General features: G+C 41.2%; 19 protein-coding genes. 14 read left to right on the plus strand and 5 right to left on the minus strand.

Features of this window, described 5'->3' with window-relative positions:
• Positions 1-42 precede the first annotated feature (42 nt).
• From TERMP_RS00885 to TERMP_RS11495, 5 genes are all read left to right on the plus strand, one after another.
• Positions 43-312 carry a UPF0175 family protein gene (locus tag TERMP_RS00885; RefSeq protein ID WP_013466455.1) on the plus strand — a complete coding sequence of 90 codons (270 nt, stop codon included), beginning with the start codon at positions 43-45 and terminating at the stop codon, positions 310-312.
• The gene (locus tag TERMP_RS00890) at positions 296-769 is read left to right on the plus strand and encodes a DUF3368 domain-containing protein (RefSeq protein ID WP_013466456.1); all 474 of its coding nucleotides are present in this window, start codon (positions 296-298) and stop codon (positions 767-769) included. The genes TERMP_RS00885 and TERMP_RS00890 overlap by 17 nt, the downstream gene beginning before the upstream one ends.
• Entirely contained in the window at positions 766-1974 is a 1209-nt protein-coding gene (locus TERMP_RS00895) for a hypothetical protein (RefSeq protein WP_013466457.1), read from the plus strand. Before TERMP_RS00890 ends, TERMP_RS00895 begins: the two co-directional genes overlap by 4 nt.
• 347 nt (positions 1975-2321) lie before the next feature.
• Positions 2322-2462, plus strand: coding sequence for a hypothetical protein (locus TERMP_RS11570; protein ID WP_013466458.1), 141 nt, complete (start codon positions 2322-2324; stop codon positions 2460-2462).
• Positions 2463-2473: 11 nt separating this feature from the next.
• Entirely contained in the window at positions 2474-2650 is a 177-nt protein-coding gene (locus tag TERMP_RS11495; RefSeq protein WP_013466459.1) for a class III signal peptide-containing protein, read from the plus strand.
• An 8-nt stretch (positions 2651-2658) separates the two neighbouring features.
• On the opposite strand, the gene TERMP_RS00900 is transcribed toward TERMP_RS11495, so the two are convergent.
• The 4 genes from TERMP_RS00900 to TERMP_RS00915 all read right to left on the minus strand — a co-directional run bounded on the left by TERMP_RS00900 (position 2659) and on the right by TERMP_RS00915 (position 8507).
• The gene (locus TERMP_RS00900) at positions 2659-4950 is read right to left on the minus strand and encodes a TRAP transporter permease (RefSeq protein ID WP_013466460.1); all 2292 of its coding nucleotides are present in this window, start codon (positions 4948-4950) and stop codon (positions 2659-2661) included.
• Between the two features lie 2 nt (positions 4951-4952).
• A complete protein-coding gene (locus TERMP_RS00905; protein ID WP_048159701.1) occupies positions 4953-5405 on the minus strand; it encodes a DUF1850 domain-containing protein in 453 nt (150 codons plus the stop codon).
• A 13-nt stretch (positions 5406-5418) separates the two neighbouring features.
• Entirely contained in the window at positions 5419-6453 is a 1035-nt protein-coding gene (locus TERMP_RS00910; protein ID WP_013466462.1) for a TAXI family TRAP transporter solute-binding subunit, read from the minus strand.
• 140 nt (positions 6454-6593) lie between these two features.
• Positions 6594-8507 carry a KamA family radical SAM protein gene (locus tag TERMP_RS00915; RefSeq protein WP_193385905.1) on the minus strand — a complete coding sequence of 638 codons (1914 nt, stop codon included), beginning with the start codon at positions 8505-8507 and terminating at the stop codon, positions 6594-6596.
• A gap of 435 nt (positions 8508-8942) precedes the next feature.
• On the opposite strand from TERMP_RS00915, the gene TERMP_RS00920 reads away from it, so the two are divergent.
• The 9 genes from TERMP_RS00920 (at position 8943) to TERMP_RS00960 (ending at position 15260) form a co-directional block, all read left to right on the plus strand.
• Positions 8943-9761: a D-aminoacyl-tRNA deacylase gene (locus tag TERMP_RS00920; protein ID WP_013466464.1), complete on the plus strand. Its 819-nt coding sequence runs from the start codon at positions 8943-8945 to the stop codon at positions 9759-9761.
• Positions 9762-9893: 132 nt separating this feature from the next.
• A complete protein-coding gene (gene ftsZ, locus TERMP_RS00925; protein ID WP_013466465.1) occupies positions 9894-11015 on the plus strand; it encodes a cell division protein FtsZ in 1122 nt (373 codons plus the stop codon).
• Positions 11016-11118: 103 nt separating this feature from the next.
• Complete coding sequence (locus tag TERMP_RS00930; RefSeq protein WP_048159876.1) at positions 11119-11292, plus strand: protein translocase SEC61 complex subunit gamma; 174 nt, start codon at positions 11119-11121, stop codon at positions 11290-11292.
• A gap of 19 nt (positions 11293-11311) precedes the next feature.
• A complete protein-coding gene (locus tag TERMP_RS00935) occupies positions 11312-11770 on the plus strand; it encodes a transcription elongation factor Spt5 (protein WP_013466467.1) in 459 nt (152 codons plus the stop codon).
• A 13-nt stretch (positions 11771-11783) separates the two neighbouring features.
• A complete protein-coding gene (locus TERMP_RS00940; RefSeq protein ID WP_013466468.1) occupies positions 11784-12278 on the plus strand; it encodes a 50S ribosomal protein L11 in 495 nt (164 codons plus the stop codon).
• 86 nt (positions 12279-12364) lie between these two features.
• Positions 12365-13018, plus strand: a complete 654-nt coding sequence (locus TERMP_RS00945) for a 50S ribosomal protein L1 (RefSeq protein WP_013466469.1) — start codon at positions 12365-12367, stop codon at positions 13016-13018.
• Complete coding sequence (locus TERMP_RS00950) at positions 13018-14037, plus strand: 50S ribosomal protein L10 (RefSeq protein ID WP_013466470.1); 1020 nt, start codon at positions 13018-13020, stop codon at positions 14035-14037. Before TERMP_RS00945 ends, TERMP_RS00950 begins: the two co-directional genes overlap by 1 nt.
• A 48-nt stretch (positions 14038-14085) precedes the next feature.
• A complete protein-coding gene (gene rpl12p, locus TERMP_RS00955) occupies positions 14086-14400 on the plus strand; it encodes a 50S ribosomal protein P1 (protein ID WP_013466471.1) in 315 nt (104 codons plus the stop codon).
• 98 nt (positions 14401-14498) lie between these two features.
• Entirely contained in the window at positions 14499-15260 is a 762-nt protein-coding gene (locus TERMP_RS00960) for a hypothetical protein (RefSeq protein ID WP_013466472.1), read from the plus strand.
• On the opposite strand, the gene dcd is transcribed toward TERMP_RS00960, so the two are convergent.
• Positions 15237-15710 carry a dCTP deaminase gene (gene dcd / locus TERMP_RS00965; RefSeq protein WP_013466473.1) on the minus strand — a complete coding sequence of 158 codons (474 nt, stop codon included), beginning with the start codon at positions 15708-15710 and terminating at the stop codon, positions 15237-15239. The genes TERMP_RS00960 and dcd overlap by 24 nt on opposite strands.
• Between the last annotated feature and the right edge of the window lie 6 nt (positions 15711-15716).

The following is a 15716-nucleotide window of genomic DNA, read 5'->3' on the forward strand; positions in this document are numbered from 1 at the left end:
AACCTTAAATAAATTCGATCAAATTAAATAACAGGTGGAATTATGGAGGTCATAAAAATATCAGTAAAGCGGGACATAATTGAGAGCCTCAAGTTTTACAACAAAGACTTGAAGGATTTGGAGAGAGAAGCTAAGGTTCTCCTAGCTATTGAGCTCTTTAAAGAGGGTGTTTTATCTCTTGAACAGGCTGCAGAATTTGCCGAATTGCCCCTGCAGAAGTTCATAGATGAGCTTAAAGCTCATAATGTTCCGATTCTTGAATATGACGAAAGTGAGCTTGAGGAGGAGCTTGCAAGTGTCAATAGTCTCTAACTCCTCCCCACTCATACTTCTCGCAAAAATAGGGAGGTTTAACCTCTTGAAGCAATATGAAAATGTGTTTATTCCCAATGCCGTATATATAGAAGTATGTATCCACGGTAAAAGCTTGCCGGGAAGTGATGAGGTAAAAAGAGCTATACATGAAGGCTGGATCCAGATAAGAAAAGTCAAAACTCTCCCTGAATTGGAGTTTCTATTGGGTAGGGGAGAAGCTGAAGCAATAACTCTGGCAAAATCCCTCAACTTTCCTATTTTAATTGATGACCGGAAAGGTAGGATATTGGCAAGAAAGATGAATTTAACTGTTTTTGGAACGTTAGGAGTTTTAGTTAACGCTTATAATCATGGATTGATCGAAGATTTAGAGTCCGAAGTTCAAAAGCTGGTTAATGCTGGTATCAGAATAAGCCCCGTTTTATTAAGAAAACTGATGGAGGAAATAAAATGAAAGTAGGGGTTGTCTTTGGAGTTAGCGAAATTGCAGATCCAAAAAGGTTTGAGAAAAAAGCATCGCAGTTTTTAACAAAGCTTTCTGAGGAGTTTGAAGTTGTTGGTGGAACATTTATTTCGACAAAAAAGGAGTTCAAAGACCTTAAGGAGGAAATAGACTTCAATAAGGTTGATGCGATTGTTTTATACCCATTAACTGGGGGAACCGAAAATCCGCTGAAGGAGTTTGCTATCTACAGAAAGCCGGTGATTCTCTTTGGGGATTCCTTCAACAACTCAATAGCAGCTGCTGTAGAGATCAGGGAGTATCTAAGAGACAGGCTTATACCGTCAACACTGGTTACAAGTTATGAAGAGCTTAAAGCAGCCCTTCTTGGCTATGATGATATGAAAGAGATACTCGATAAGTTCCTAAACTTGAGACTTGGGTTAATTGGCAGAATTTCCCCATGGCTCATTAACGAGAAGTTTGAGCTGCCTTATGTTCATATAAGTCTGAAGAAGTTTTATGAATATTATGAATCTGTAACTGAGGCAGAAGGATGGAAGGTCATTGAGGATGTGATAGCAAAGGCAAGGGAAATCAAAGAGCCCAACAGGGAAGACCTTGTAAAAGCTGGCAGAATTTATGTTGCACTAAAGAGAATCATTGAGGACTATAAACTTGATGGCTTTACAATAGGTTGCTTTGATCTTATTGGAAAGATTAAAGCAACACCATGCTTGGCATTGGCATTGTTCAATGCCGAAGGAATACCGGCGGCATGCGAGGGGGAGCTTAACTCCCTGCTTGGAATGGCAATAATTAGAAAATTCTTCAATAAACCAGCATTTATGGGCAATATAGCCGATTACGGAGAGGATTATATCATCTTAGCTCACTGTACTGCTCCCTTAATCGCTGGCTATACTTTAAGATCCCACTTTGAAAGCGGTATGGGGGTTGGAGTTGAGGTAGATTTGCCTCGGAAAAAAGCATCGCTCCTTAAGATAAGAGGAAGAAAAGCTGTTGTAGCCAGTGTTATGGTAGCTGAAAGAGAAAAAAGTGAGCAGAGATGCAGAACCCAGCTTAAGCTCAAAATTGAGGACGCTAAAGACTTCGTGGATGGCACATTAGGAAATCATCATCTTTTGGTCTATGCTGACAGCGAAGAGCTGGCCGATCTGTTAAGTGAGCTTGGGTTTGAGGTCATGCTTTACTAACTTTTATTTTCCAAATCTCTTTGTGAAGAATCTTTTTATTTTTGAAAAAATTGATTCATGCTCGCTGTTTTCAAAGGTAGCATTTTGTTGGTATTTTCTTGCCTATAACTCGGCATCTTTTCTCTTCATTTCGTAACGTGATGTTGTATCTTTTACTCCCCACTTATGCTGGGACTCAGGATTACCACCGGGGATTATTACCATTGCATCCTATTTAAGTTTTTACTCATATCACGTAAACTGGCACAAGTTTTATAAATTCTCGATCTTTATTATACTTTGGTAATTAAAACTGAAAAAGATTAAGCTCTATAGTTATAGTGTTATAGTGTTAGTGAGGTGAGAATGTGGAGGAAAAGACAAAGAAAGTGGTTATCTGGTTAATAGACAAGTTTGTAGATTTTATCATTATAACAGCCGGTGTTGCTTTAGGCATAATAATTGCTGCAGGGTTTATCGCAAAGCACATGATTGCAGCACTTCCATAGGGGGGAGTAAATTGAGAGGACAAGCGGCAATTGAATATTTGTTCATGATTTTACTGGCCCTGCTCATAGTAAGCTTAGTTATACGATACATAAAGAACATAGCCAATGAAGCTGGTCAGACAATAGAAAATGCCACAAGGGTATTATTGAGGGAGCTTCAGAGTTCTTATTCAAATATTGGAAAATAAAAGAAATGTCAAGATTTTCTTGCATATAGTATAACACCCATAATTGAAAGCACAACCAAGGCTATTGGAATTGGGTGTAATGTCGCTCCTACTAGTCCAAGTGCACCAAAGATAACCCTGAGTTCTTTTCTTATTGGTTTCTTATAGTAACCCGTGATAGCTATTGATAGGAGATACATTATGAGTATTGTTGCTATGAAGTAGTAGAGTACTCTGAGTGCAACTTCTGGTGTCCACTGCTGAACTGTTATCAGGAACATTTCTGGATGGGTAAAGTATATGTATGGTCCAATGTAGCCGGCTAAGGCATATTTAACCGAATTAGTTGCGGTTTTCCAGAAGTCTCCTCCAGCTAATGCTGAACCCGCGTATGCTGCCAGGGCAACAGGAGGTGTTAGATCAGCAAGTATTCCAAAGTAAAACACGAAGAAGTGAGCTGCTAACAGCGCGATTGGGGTTGCATACCCTGGAACCGATGCAGAGTAAATTGGATTGTTTGCCACAGCGTTAAAGACTGCTGGAGCTGCTACCAATGACGTGATAACGTAGTTTGCGGTTGTTGGCACACCCATACCAAGTATTAGGCTGAATATCATTGCCATCATTAAGAGCAACAGTAGGTTTCCTCCGGCTAAGTCAACAAGTCTGTATCCAAGAGACGTTACCAGCCCTGTCATTGTAAGGACACCTTGAATTAAACCAGCACTTGCCGCTGCAAGCATAACTGTTGTGCTTGTTTTACCTGCACTTATCATGGACTCATAAGTTGCCGAATACATTGCTTTGCCGCCTTCTGTTTTGGATTTGTATCCAACTATTAGAGAGAAAATTATTCCAAAAACACCGCTCATTAAAAGGATTTCTTCTTTTCTCATATAAAGAAACTTCCCGAGTGCCACAAGGAATATGAACAGCATGCTTATGTAGAATTTTTCATTGAACTCTACTTTGTCTGTTGTAATTGCCATGATGATTAGTGCCAGTCCAATTATCAGGAGAATAATTCCCACAGGTTTTGCATGTTGTCTTCCTGTGAACATTAGGAGGGTTGTAATAAGAACTGTTGCCACATAAAGTGGTTCATGTCCAGGAATTTCATCTTTTGAAACCCATGCAACCCAGATTGCAATACCCAGTGAGGAAACTGCTGCAATATGTGGGGCAATACCCCATACCAACGCAACAGTAATTACAAGTATTGGCAACAATATGTACAGTTTCCTCAGAAAATACCTTATTGGTTTAAAGTGTTCTCTTGGCATTCCCTTCAAACCTAAGCGTTTAGTCTCAAGATCAATGAACAGATAGACCCCTGAGTAATAGATTAATGCCGGCAGTACTGCTGCAATGATAAGCTTATTATATGGGACACCAAGAAACTGTGCCATGATAAATGCAGCCGCACCCATTACTGGAGGCATCAGCTGACCTCCAGTTGAAGCCACGGGTTCAACGGCACCGGCGATCTCTGGCGGATAACCTGCTTTTTTCATAAGTGGGATTGTGAATGTTCCTGTTGTTAGAACGTTGGCAACTGAACTTCCGCTTACTGTTCCCATCATACCACTTGAGATAACAGCTGCCTTTGCAGGGCCTCCAGGTCTTGGGCCAAATATTGATATCATGAATTCGGTGATGTAGTCACTTACTCCAATTTTCAGCAAGAATGCCCCAAAGAATACGAATGCAAAGACGTAGATTGTCATGACGTAGAATGGAATGCCAAAAATACCCTGATCGAGGTAGAGATACTGAGCTATGCGTGTCCAGTTGAAACCCGCATCTTTTATACCATAGAGAAGGAATACAGTGACTATTGTTGGCAGGATCCATCCTATCGCTCTTCTGGTGGCTTCTAAGACCAGGATTATGGCGAGGAAACCAAATATAACATCTGTCTGGTTAACGTCATAGTACACCATATATGTCGGCCATCTCCAGAATTTATACAGTGCGGCTGCTAATCCAAGAAGTATTAAGATGTAGTCTATTAGCTGCACTTTCTTGAGGTACTTGTCCTTCTTTATTATTGGGTATCTAAGGAATGCTATAACAAATATCATGCCCAAAACAAACGCCATTACCTGCTGATCCTGAAAATCAAGCTTTAAAATTTCGATTCTTATGCCCAATCTGTCGAATAGGGAATATACTGTAAATGTAAAGTTAAATATAAACAGTATCTCGAAGATACCTATGAGTATTGCTGCAGCCTTTACTACATTTTCCAGCTTTGGTGGTAGTGTTCTCGTTTTTTCGAGTGCTATTTTCTTTTCAATTTTTTCAAGGTTCTCTCCCATAATCAACACCTCCTACTTATTATCAACAAGATTGGAACCCTCCTAATCTCAATTTTCATGATGCCGTCCTCTTTTGGCTGGACAAAAACAATTTTGTCATTGATTTTTATGGTAGCGTTGTTAATGGGAATGAACCAATACTCCCATTTCTTTCCAAGAAATTTGTTCATCTTTTTTACATAGAAACTCCCAGCTCGATAGTTAAAGTCCAGTGGTTGTCCTGCAAGAAACTCCTGCCATCGTTCCTCCACGGCAAAAATACCTCGCTTTGAAACACGATACACATCCACGACTTTGGTTAGCGATACGCTGTGAGTATAACTAATTTCGAGTGTGGAATTTGAGCCAAGGAAATAATAACATGCGGTATTCTCAAATTCTATTCTAATTACGGAAACCGGGACAAGCATTACAACTGCAATTAAAAGCAAGAAAAAAAGAAAAAATTTCTTCAAAAAGTTCACCCCATCATCCCTTAAGGTTGTCTGGAACTTTTATGCCGTGCTCTTCATAATATTTGACGGCTCCTGGGTGGAGTGGTATCATAAGACCATCAAAGGCATGCTTCATGTCGATCTGCTTTGCAACTTGGTGAGCCTTGGCTAATTCATCAATGTTCTCGTAGAGTATCTTAGTAATCTCATAAACAACTTCATCTGGCAAGTCTTTGTGAACGACAAGTGTTGCTTTGACTGCAATTGTCTGTGTGTCCTCGGTCATTCCTTTGTATGTTCCTTTTGGAATAATTACCTTAACATAGAAGGGATATCCTTGGTCATGAAGCTTTTTAATGACATCGTCCGGGATTGGAATTAATCTAACTGGGACCTTAACTGCAATCTGGTCAATTGCTGGTGCAGGATATGCAATAACTGTGAACTCAGCATCTACCTGTCCGAGGACTAAGCTTTGAGCAGCTTCCTCGAAGGTCTGGTAAACTGGTTCAATTTTGTCCCAGACTCCAGCTGCCTTGAGGACTCTCTCGGCTGTTGCAGCAACACCGCTACCTGCGGCACCAACAACAACCTTCTTACCGGCCAGGTCTTGGAGCGTCTTGATGTCGCTGTCGGCTCTTACAACAATCTGGACGGGTTCTGGATAGAGGGTTCCTATGCCTCTGAGAACCTTAATTGGATTGCCCTCGAACTGGTATTTTCCTTCCCAAGCATACCAGGTAACATCATTCTGAGCTATAGCAACTTGGGCTTCTCCTTTTCCTATTGCTTTACAGTTAGCAACACTTGCTCCACTTGTGACGGCTTTTGCGGCAATTAGGTTACTCTTTTTGTTTATAACTTTTGCAAGCATTGAACCAATTGCAAAATAGACGCTACCAGGACCAGAGCCGGTATATATTGTAATCTCATACTTGCCTTCCTCATTCTTTGTCACAATCGGTGCTTGAGTTTGTGTGCCGGTTGTAGTCGTTTTTTGGGTACATCCTGCGGCTACTAAGGCCAACACCAAAACAAAAACCAAACCTAAGGCTTTCCACCTTCTCATTTTTAGCCACCTCAAGGAAGTGGGGGACTATGTCCCCCAGCATCTTAATTGTTTACAAACTTAAACATTATATATTTTTTGTTTTTTTGGAAGATTTACATACAAGTAAACAAAGGAAATGGTAGAGAGGCGAAAATTTTTCAGTAGTAGTACCAGATTGTCCAGTAGTCATTGGGGTCTTCTCCTATACTTTCAAGATACTCAAGGTATTCTTTGATTGGGACATCTGGATATGTATAGAGCTTGGTCTCGCTGATACCCTTCTCCCATGGGTGCATGAGATAAATCCTGCTTCCATCCGGTCTGATTCCAACTAACTCTCTATCCTGCCATGCTCTCAGATGGTTCTTACCCATTCTTGGGACATTAAAGACAGGCTCGTCTGGTCTGAACTGTCCGGGTAATAGTCTTGCTTCCTCTTTTCTCTCCTGGACAACCCTTGCTATTGGCACGAGGTAATCTTTCTGCTCAATCTTGCCCTTTGGATAGAATGTATAGTATGGATCAATCCCTACTTTTCTCAGAGCAATTCTCAATGCAACATTTTCGAATCTCCTGCTAACATTTCTCTGGTAAACCAGCTGATTGTAGATGTAAATTCCTTGTCTTCTAATCTTGTATGTTGCTTCTGCTACTTCCGGGGTTACTTCATAGGCAGTTTCAAAGTGAGTTGAAATTGAGACATTTCTCTTTCCTGGCTCAATATAGCTTCCGAGAATTTCTGCCAAACTGTTGGTGATTCTCATTGGAACTGTTACAAAAATCCTGCTTCCCCACCTGATGTTGACAACATGGTCAAACTCCGAGAGCCTGCTCATAATCTTGTCAATAATCTTGTCACTTAGTGCTAAAGGATCCCCACCGGTGATTAGGACGTCAAGCATCGACTCATGTTCACCAAACCACTCTATCGCTGCTTCAATCTTGTCCCATCCTGGGAATGAACCTGCCATAAATGGCTCAAGAACTTCCCAGTTTCTCTGACAGTAAACACATATTTGTGGACATGTGTCGTAAGCTTTGAGAATAGCTATTGTGACATATCTCCTTGTAATAAGGTCAAGTGGTGAAGTGTCGTGTTCTCCCATGAAGTCGAAGTAGTATTCTCTATCCTCCCTATGCTGGAGCATGTTTGAGACATACCATGTGGGTGGCATTACTTGCCTTCTTACATGTCTGTCTTCTTTATATGGGTTCTCAAAGTCCCAGAGGTGCAAATAGTACGGAGTAATTCCCCAAGGTATGCCATACTTCACAGCGATTTCTACTTGTTTCAAATCTTCTTCTGGAACTTTTACTATCCCAAGTTCATTCAGTTCTCTAAGGGTTTCAAGACCTTTTTCTCTCTTTAGCACGTGGGAGAACTGCCATCTATAGTCAAACCACTCGTCTTCAGTTATGCCCCAGTATTCCATAAGTTTTTCTCTCTGTCTCTTTCTCTTTTCAATAATATGCTTGTCAAGACCGCTCGGATACTTTTTGAGATAGCTCTTAATGTATTCCCATACTTTGTCAAGATACTCCGATCTCATAAGGGCAGCTTTTCTTCCTTTTATTTTGCTGAAATCAACAAATTTAACTCCAGCAGCTTCCAGTTTTGGTCCAAGCCATCCTTTTGAATATCCTGTTACTCCAGCCATTGCCTTGAAGAGGTGCTTGAACTCTTCCACAAAACCTTCTGTGATTATGCTTAGAACCCTTTTGTCGCCTTTCGTAGCTTTCCAGAGATACTCCAATGTAGAAAATCCAGCAGCTTTTTCGCCATATTCAGAGATTATGTTTAAGAACACATTTATAGCCTCGATGGCAAGCCATCTGTCCATTGCATCGACATCAATGTCCCCATTCTTGTACTTCCACAGCAAATCTTCAGCGAATCTTCTTAGCTTGTCTCTTGCTTCCTCAACATTTTCGCTGGTGAGTAGGATCTCTTTAATTTCAGGAAGAGGATCAAAAATTTTCAAAAAATCTTCATGATTAATTCCCTGTTTTAATCCCCAGGGGGACTCTTCAATGTTAAACGTTGAAACTGCGCTTTCCATTTGCTTTTCCATACCTATCACCCCATGCCCATATTTGGGCATTAGTGCCCCTCAGATGCATAAGTGTACTTATCACATCATTGGGGCTATTTTACAGATGTTAATGGATATATGTAGTGTTATATATTTTGCGTTTACAAGCATGTAAAACATTACAAAATTCAAATTTATCAGTTAATATAATGAAAAAATTTTACATAATTGGTCATTTCTTTCTAAAATTTTGCTGAACATTTCTAAATACATGGCTTATAATCCAGATTGTCTTGATAAATGTAAATAATTGTTGAAAGAGTTGAAATGTTAAGGATATTGGTGTTGCTTGCTTGGATATATTGTCCATCATAAAGTAATCTAAACATTGTATTAAGAACATAAAACTTCACTGAGCTTTTACAAAAAGCCTTTTAATAATTTAAACACTTGTGGTCATTTGGGGATGATTGTATGAAAATCATAATGACGACTAAAATTGATTTGGCTTCAGCGAATATAAAGCAAAAACTAATTGAAAACTTTGGGTTTAAAGAAAGTGATGCCAAATTTGATAGTAACGTAGTGTACAAGAAGGGAGACATTCTGATTCTTACAACAAATCAAGAGATGATATATTATGATTATTTAGACAAAGAAATCGAAAGGCAACTAAGTATCAGACCAGAACTTATCATTTTTGCTTCAAGACATTCAAGCAAACAGAAACTGCCTACTTTGACAACTCATGTTACTGGAAACTGGGGTAAATCAATGTACGGTGGCAGAGATAACAGCTTGGCTATAGCCCAACCAACTGCAATGAAGCTGGCATTATTGAAAATGAGTGAGCTCAATGATTTGGGATGGATGGTCTGTTATGAGGCAACACATCATGGACCAAGTGAAGTTAATGTCCCCTCGCTTTTCATTGAAATCGGTTCAAGCGAAAAAGAGTGGGTTAATGACAGAGCTGGAGAGATCTTGGCAGAGACAATAATGTATGTCATCAGCAATTACTTAAAGAAGGACTTTAAAGTTGCTATTGGAATTGGTGGAGGGCACTATGCCCCAAAGCAAACAAAAGTTGCACTGAGTTCAGAGCTTGCTTTTTCTCATATTGCAGCAAAGTATGCTCACCCTGTATCCAGAGAGATGCTGCTAAAGTCTATTGAAAGAACAGCCGAACAAGTTGAGGCAATATACGTAGATTGGAAGGGCAGTAAAGGTGAAACAAGGCAGTTAGCAAGATCCTTGGCAGAGGAACTTGGCTTGGAGTTTATCAAAGATTAGCTGGACAAAATCTTTAAAGCATTTCACCTTCAAATTTAAGAATTAGCTGTGTAATCTTAGCTAAAATTTATATATTGCTTTAAACTACAGAATTTACCAGATGTTAAATTGTTTCCATAGGAGGGTGAAGAAATGTTAAAGTTAATTGAAAGTGCAATAGAAAGAACATCCCAAGAGGCGGGCAAGGTGAATGAAGTACAAGTTCCTCAAAGCGATGTTGATGAAGAGCTTAGAAGAATTTTAGAGCAGATACAGGCTAAGATCTATGTCGTTGGTGTCGGCGGTGCTGGTTGTAATACAATAAATAGAATGATGGAAGTTGGTATTCAGGGTGCTAAGGTTATTGCAATTAACACTGATGCTCAGGATTTGCTCAAGGTTAGAGCTCATAAAAAGATACTCATTGGTAAAGATCTCACAAGGGGGTTAGGAGCTGGAAACAATCCAAAAATCGGTGAAGAAGCAGCAAAAGAAAGTGAAAAAGATATCAGAGATGCTCTTGAAGGGGCGGATATGGTCTTCATCACCTGCGGCCTTGGTGGAGGTACTGGAACGGGTGCAGCTCCAATTGTTGCTGAACTGGCAAAGAAGATGGGAGCTCTAACAGTTTCCGTCGTTACACTTCCTTTCACAGTTGAAGGCATTAGGAGAATCAAAAACGCTGAGTATGGTCTTGAAAGGCTCAGAAAGAACAGTGATACTGTTATTGTAATACCAAATGATAAACTCATGGAAGTTGCTCCAAACTTGCCAATCCACTTAGCATTCAAAGTCGCCGATGAAATACTTGTCCAAGCAGTTAAGGGAATCACCGAACTCATAACGAAACCTGGCTTAGTTAACCTTGATTTCGCTGATGTTAGGGCAGTCATGAAAGATGGCGGTGTTGCAATGATCGGTATTGGTGAGAGTGACAGTGAGAAGAGAGCACTTGAAGCTGCAACACAGGCTTTAAACAGCCCATTGCTTGATGTTGATATCAGCGGTGCCAAAGGTGCGTTGATAAGCATTGCTGGAAGTGATGTAAAGCTTGAGGAAGCACAGCAGATAATTGAGCTTGTTACAAGCAAGCTTGATCCTGAGGCGCAGGTAATCTGGGGAATTCAGCTTGATGAGGAGCTTGGTAAGACTATAAGAGTTATGGTTGTAGTTACAGGTGTAAGCTCTCCATATGCTGTTGTTGAGGAGGAGGCAACATATTTCTCTGAAGAGGGTGAGAGAAAAGTCATTCACCTCGATCTGGAGGAACTTTGATCTTCTCTTTTTACCCCAAACTTTTAAAACCCAAACCCGTACCTAAGATTAACAAAAGACTTAAAAAGCTACTGGGGTGTTAGATGTGCCAACAAGAGGATACATGGAAAAACTTAAAAACTTCTTATCAGAGTCCAAAAGGGTTTTATTAGTCACAAAAAAACCAAGCGGCAAGGAGTATAAAATGGCCGCAAAAATAACAGGCCTTGGAATAATCCTTATAGGTCTAATAGGCATGATTATCCGTATTATAGGTACTTTAATTACAGGTCAATGACGGCATTTTGGTGATGAAGATGAGCGACAGCAAGATATTCGCAGTAAGGGTTACAGTGGGGCAGGAAGAAACAACCGCCAGATTAGTTTATAGTAAAGCAAAAACATACAACTTGCCAATCTACGCTATACTAACCCCCTCAAAAGTTAAGGGATACATCTTTATTGAAGCGCCGAGTAAGAGCGCGGTTGATGAAGCTATAAGAGGAATAAGACACGCGAGAGGGACCCTCCCGGGAGAGGTTGCATTCAGCGAGATTGAGCACTTCCTTGAAGAGAAGCCAGCTGTCAGTGGCTTCGAGCCAGGAGATATAGTTGAGCTCATTGCTGGACCTTTCAAAGGCGAAAAAGCCAAGGTCATTAGGGTGGATGAGGCGAAGGATGAAATCGTCGTTGAGCTCATCGGTGCAATAGTTCCAATCCCCGTTACAGTTAGGGGTGAATACGTTAGGCTTATAAGCAAACGGTCAAAGGAGTAGAGGGGTGAAGAGAATGCCAAAGCAAGTTGTTGAGGTTTTAGTTGAGGGTGGTAAGGCCACTCCTGGCCCTCCCCTTGGCCCTGCTATCGGTCCACTTGGGTTAAATGTTAAGCTCGTCGTTGACAAAATAAACGAAGCAACAAAAGACTTTGCGGGAATGCAGGTGCCAGTGAAAATTATCGTTGATCCAGCAACAAAGCAGTTTGAGATTGAAGTGGGTACACCACCAGTTAGCCAGCTTATCAAGAAGGAGCTTGGACTTGAAAAGGGTTCAAGCGAACCAGTGAGAAACATTGTTGGTAATCTGACAATGGAGCAGGTCATAAAGATAGCAAAGGCTAAGAAGCACCAAATGCTTGCTGCTGATCTTAAAGCAGCTGCAAAAGAGGTCATTGGAACAGCATTGAGCATGGGAGTTACAGTTGAGGGCAAAGACCCAAGGGTTGTGCAGAAAGAAATTGATGAAGGAGTTTACGACGAGATATTTGCAAAGGCTGAGGAGAGCTGATTTAGGGAAAAGTTTAAAAGCTCTTCTTTTTACGAAATTTTGATTTTTCAATTTAGCTTAAATAAAAAAGATTGGAGGTCAGAAAAATGGCCTTTGACAGGCAAAAAATCGTGGAAGCGGTGAAGGAGGCTAAAGCCCGGGCTAAGCCGCGTAACTTCACACAGACCGTCGAAGTGGCAGTGAACCTCAAGGATATTGACCTCAGGAAGCCTGAGAATAGGTTCAAGCTTGAGGTTGTTCTGCCACATGGTAGAGGGAAAGATGTGAAGATCGCGGTCATCGCTGATGGTGCCGTTGCTGAAGCGGCTAAAAAGCTCGGGCTTGATGTTATTAGTGGTGAGCAGCTTGAGGAAATAGCTAAGAGCCCAAGGGAAGCAAGGAAGTTAGCTAAGAAGTATGACTTCTTCATTGCCGCAGCACCACTGATGCCGAAAATTGGTAGATATTTGGGTAGATATTTAGGTCCAAGAAACAAGATGCCGGTGGTTGTTCCACCGACACTGACAAACTTAGAGCCAATTGTCAACAAGCTCAAGAAGACAGTAAGAATACAGCTCAAGAACAATCCAGTCGTCCATGCTCCGGTGGGAACAGAGACCATGGAGGATGAAAAGATTGCAGAGAATATAGAAACGGTTCTCAATGCAATCATTGGTAAGCTTGAGAGGGGAGAGAACCAAGTCAAGTCAGTGTACGTTAAGACAACAATGGGTCCAGCTGTAAAGGTGGAGGTGAGATAATGGCTCACGTCGCTGAATGGAAGAAGAAAGAAGTAGAAAGACTTGCCGAGATTATCAAAAGCCACCCAGTAGTAGCGTTGGTAGATGTCGCTGGGGTACCAGCTTATCCTCTCTCAAAGATGAGAGAGAAGCTCAGAGGAAAAGCATTGCTCAGAGTCTCAAGGAACACACTCATCGAACTTGCAATCAAGAAGGCAGCAAAAGAGCTTGGAAAGCCAGAGCTGGAAAAGTTAGTTGACTATATCCAAGGCGGAGCTGCAATCCTTGCAACTGAAATGAACCCCTTCAAGCTCTACAAGCTCCTCGAAGAAAGCAAAACACCCGCACCTGCCAAGCCCGGCGTTCCAGTTCCGAGAGATGTTGTTGTCCCCGCTGGTCCAACTCCACTGTCACCGGGTCCAGTTGTCGGTGAGATGCAGGCTTTAGGAATTCCAGCCAGGATTGAGAGAGGTAAGGTTACAATCCAAAAGGACACAGTTGTTTTAAAGGCTGGGGAGATTATCACCCCACAGCTTGCAAACATCCTTAACAAGCTTGGCATTGAGCCCCTTGAAGTTGGACTTAACCTGTTGGCAGCTTACGAGGATGGAATCATTTATACACCAGAAGTCCTTGCAATTGATGAGGAAGAGTACATAAACATGCTCCAACAGGCTTACATGCATGCATTCAATTTGTCAGTCAACATAGCATATCCAACAGCCCAGACAATCGAAGCGATAATACAAAAAGCATTCCTCAATGCAAAGAGCGTTGCTGTGGAGGCTGGATACATCACAAAAGAGACTGCTGGAGACATATTTGGCAAGGCATTCAGGGTTGCTCTGCTCATAGCACAGCAGTTGCCAGAGGAGTTGCTTGATGAGAAGACCAAAGAGCTTTTAAACCAACAAGCTCAATTAGCAGTTGCCGCTCAACCTCAGCCAGAAGAGGAGAAAGTCGAAGAGGTTGAGGAGGAAGAAGAGGAGGAAGCATCTGAGGAAGAAGCCCTCGCTGGATTGGGGGCATTGTTTGGTTGACGCGCATCTAATAATTGAAAACTAAAGCTAATTTGGAGGTGTAAGGAGATGGAGTATGTATACGCTGCTTTATTGTTACACGCCGCTGGAAAGGAGATAACTGAGGAGAACCTTAAGGCTGTATTGGAGGCTGCTGGAGTTACTCCAGACGAAGCAAGGATCAAGGCATTGGTTGCTGCACTTGAGGGAGTTAACATCGATGAAGTCATTGAGAAGGCTGCAATGCCAGTTGCAGTTGCCGCTGCTCCAGCTGCTGCTCCAGCCCCAGCTGAGGAAGCTCCAGCTCAGGAAGAAGAGGAAGAGGAGGAAGAAGAGGCAAGCGAAGAAGAGGCTCTCGCTGGACTTGGAGCCCTCTTCGGCTGAAGTCTCTCTTTTTCCCCCATTCTATTCCTTCATTTCGAATTTTCTGTTCGGCATAAAGCTTATCTTTTTGAAATCCAACTCACTCAATGGTGGCATACGTGAATGAAGTGTTGCCTCCCGATATTCAAAAAGGGGAGGGAAAAAGCGTTGATGAGTATCTTTCAGAAGGGTTTAATTTAATCATTTCAAATCCTAAAATTCTATTCCCGTTTGTAATACCCCTGATAGTTAATGTCCTTTATGGAGTTTATCTCCTTGAGCATTTCTTTAGAGGATTGCATTTCACTTCAATACAGCTTTTTAAAGTCTCTATTCCGAATTGGGGACATTTTTTGATGATATCAATATTGGCCGTCATAATAATTGTGGTTTTTATGCTGTGGGGAATTGAAAGCATTGCTTATTTTGTAATAAAAGAGCAAAATATATCTAAAGCAATTAGTTTTGGAGTAAAACGGCTGCCAGTAGCTTTTGTTAACTACATAATTGTCTTGTTAATTATCTCTGCTCTCTTTGTTCCTGTTGTCGTTGTCCACTCTCTGTGGCTTATCATCCCCTACAGCTTTTTAATTGCCATTTTAGTTTCTCCTCTGATTTTTCTTTTGTCACCGGTGATAATCGAGAAAACTTTTGGGATAGTTGATACCTTTGTACTTTACAAACGCACCTTCAAAAGGAGTCTGATTCTTGGGCTTCTTTACTCCCTTGTCTCATCTGCAGTTAGCTCTTTAATCCCAATAGTTGGAGGAGCGTTGAATGTTTTGCTCGTCATACCTGGGTTTGTTGCAACGTATTCTCTTCTCTATAGAGATTACAGAGAGAAGGGGAATAAGGAATCAGGGTTTATTTCTTCTCTTTGATAAAGCCAAGTGCTGGCTTCCTTGATAATTTCCTCTATATGGCTTTGATGTTGGTTCTTCTAAGCGATGGAATATTATTTGGACAAATCTCTCGCCGTATTCAAGTTCAATTTCCTCGTTTGAGCCGTTAAAAATTCCCAGAGTCAAATTTCCATCCCAGCCCGGGTCTACCCATGCAAAGCTTCCAATGAGTCCTTCCCGTGCTAATGAGCTTCTTAGTCTCATCTCACCCATAACATCATCTGGTAGCTTAATCCTCTCCAAGGTCAGAATTAAGGCATATCCTTTAGGTGGAATAACGACTTTCCCATCTTCTTTGACATTAATGAACTTTCCATTAACCATAGCTTCACTGCCGACCCTTAAGTCATATCCTGCAGGCTGAAGGGATTTTTCACTGAATGGTTCAATTAAAATTTCCTTCACAATTTTATGGTCTGGCAGTATCATTTAATC

Origin of the sequence: Thermococcus barophilus MP, assembly GCF_000151105.2 — an archaeon.
In the GTDB taxonomy this organism is placed as follows: domain Archaea; phylum Methanobacteriota_B; class Thermococci; order Thermococcales; family Thermococcaceae; genus Thermococcus_B; species Thermococcus_B barophilus.

Coding starts and splice junctions, on each gene's coding strand:
- ftsZ (WP_013466465.1), top strand. CDS start 9,894: ATGTTAAAGTTAATTGAAAGTGCAATAGAAAGAACATCCCAAGAGGCG.
- TERMP_RS00885 (WP_013466455.1), top strand. CDS start 43: ATGGAGGTCATAAAAATATCAGTAAAGCGGGACATAATTGAGAGCCTC.
- TERMP_RS00915 (WP_193385905.1), bottom strand. CDS start 8,507: ATGGAAAAGCAAATGGAAAGCGCAGTTTCAACGTTTAACATTGAAGAG.
- TERMP_RS00945 (WP_013466469.1), top strand. CDS start 12,365: ATGGCCTTTGACAGGCAAAAAATCGTGGAAGCGGTGAAGGAGGCTAAA.
- TERMP_RS00930 (WP_048159876.1), top strand. CDS start 11,119: ATGGAAAAACTTAAAAACTTCTTATCAGAGTCCAAAAGGGTTTTATTA.
- TERMP_RS00940 (WP_013466468.1), top strand. CDS start 11,784: ATGCCAAAGCAAGTTGTTGAGGTTTTAGTTGAGGGTGGTAAGGCCACT.
- dcd (WP_013466473.1), bottom strand. CDS start 15,710: ATGATACTGCCAGACCATAAAATTGTGAAGGAAATTTTAATTGAACCA.
- TERMP_RS00895 (WP_013466457.1), top strand. CDS start 766: ATGAAAGTAGGGGTTGTCTTTGGAGTTAGCGAAATTGCAGATCCAAAA.
- TERMP_RS00910 (WP_013466462.1), bottom strand. CDS start 6,453: ATGAGAAGGTGGAAAGCCTTAGGTTTGGTTTTTGTTTTGGTGTTGGCC.
- TERMP_RS00900 (WP_013466460.1), bottom strand. CDS start 4,950: ATGGGAGAGAACCTTGAAAAAATTGAAAAGAAAATAGCACTCGAAAAA.
- TERMP_RS00935 (WP_013466467.1), top strand. CDS start 11,312: ATGAGCGACAGCAAGATATTCGCAGTAAGGGTTACAGTGGGGCAGGAA.
- rpl12p (WP_013466471.1), top strand. CDS start 14,086: ATGGAGTATGTATACGCTGCTTTATTGTTACACGCCGCTGGAAAGGAG.
- TERMP_RS00920 (WP_013466464.1), top strand. CDS start 8,943: ATGAAAATCATAATGACGACTAAAATTGATTTGGCTTCAGCGAATATA.
- TERMP_RS00950 (WP_013466470.1), top strand. CDS start 13,018: ATGGCTCACGTCGCTGAATGGAAGAAGAAAGAAGTAGAAAGACTTGCC.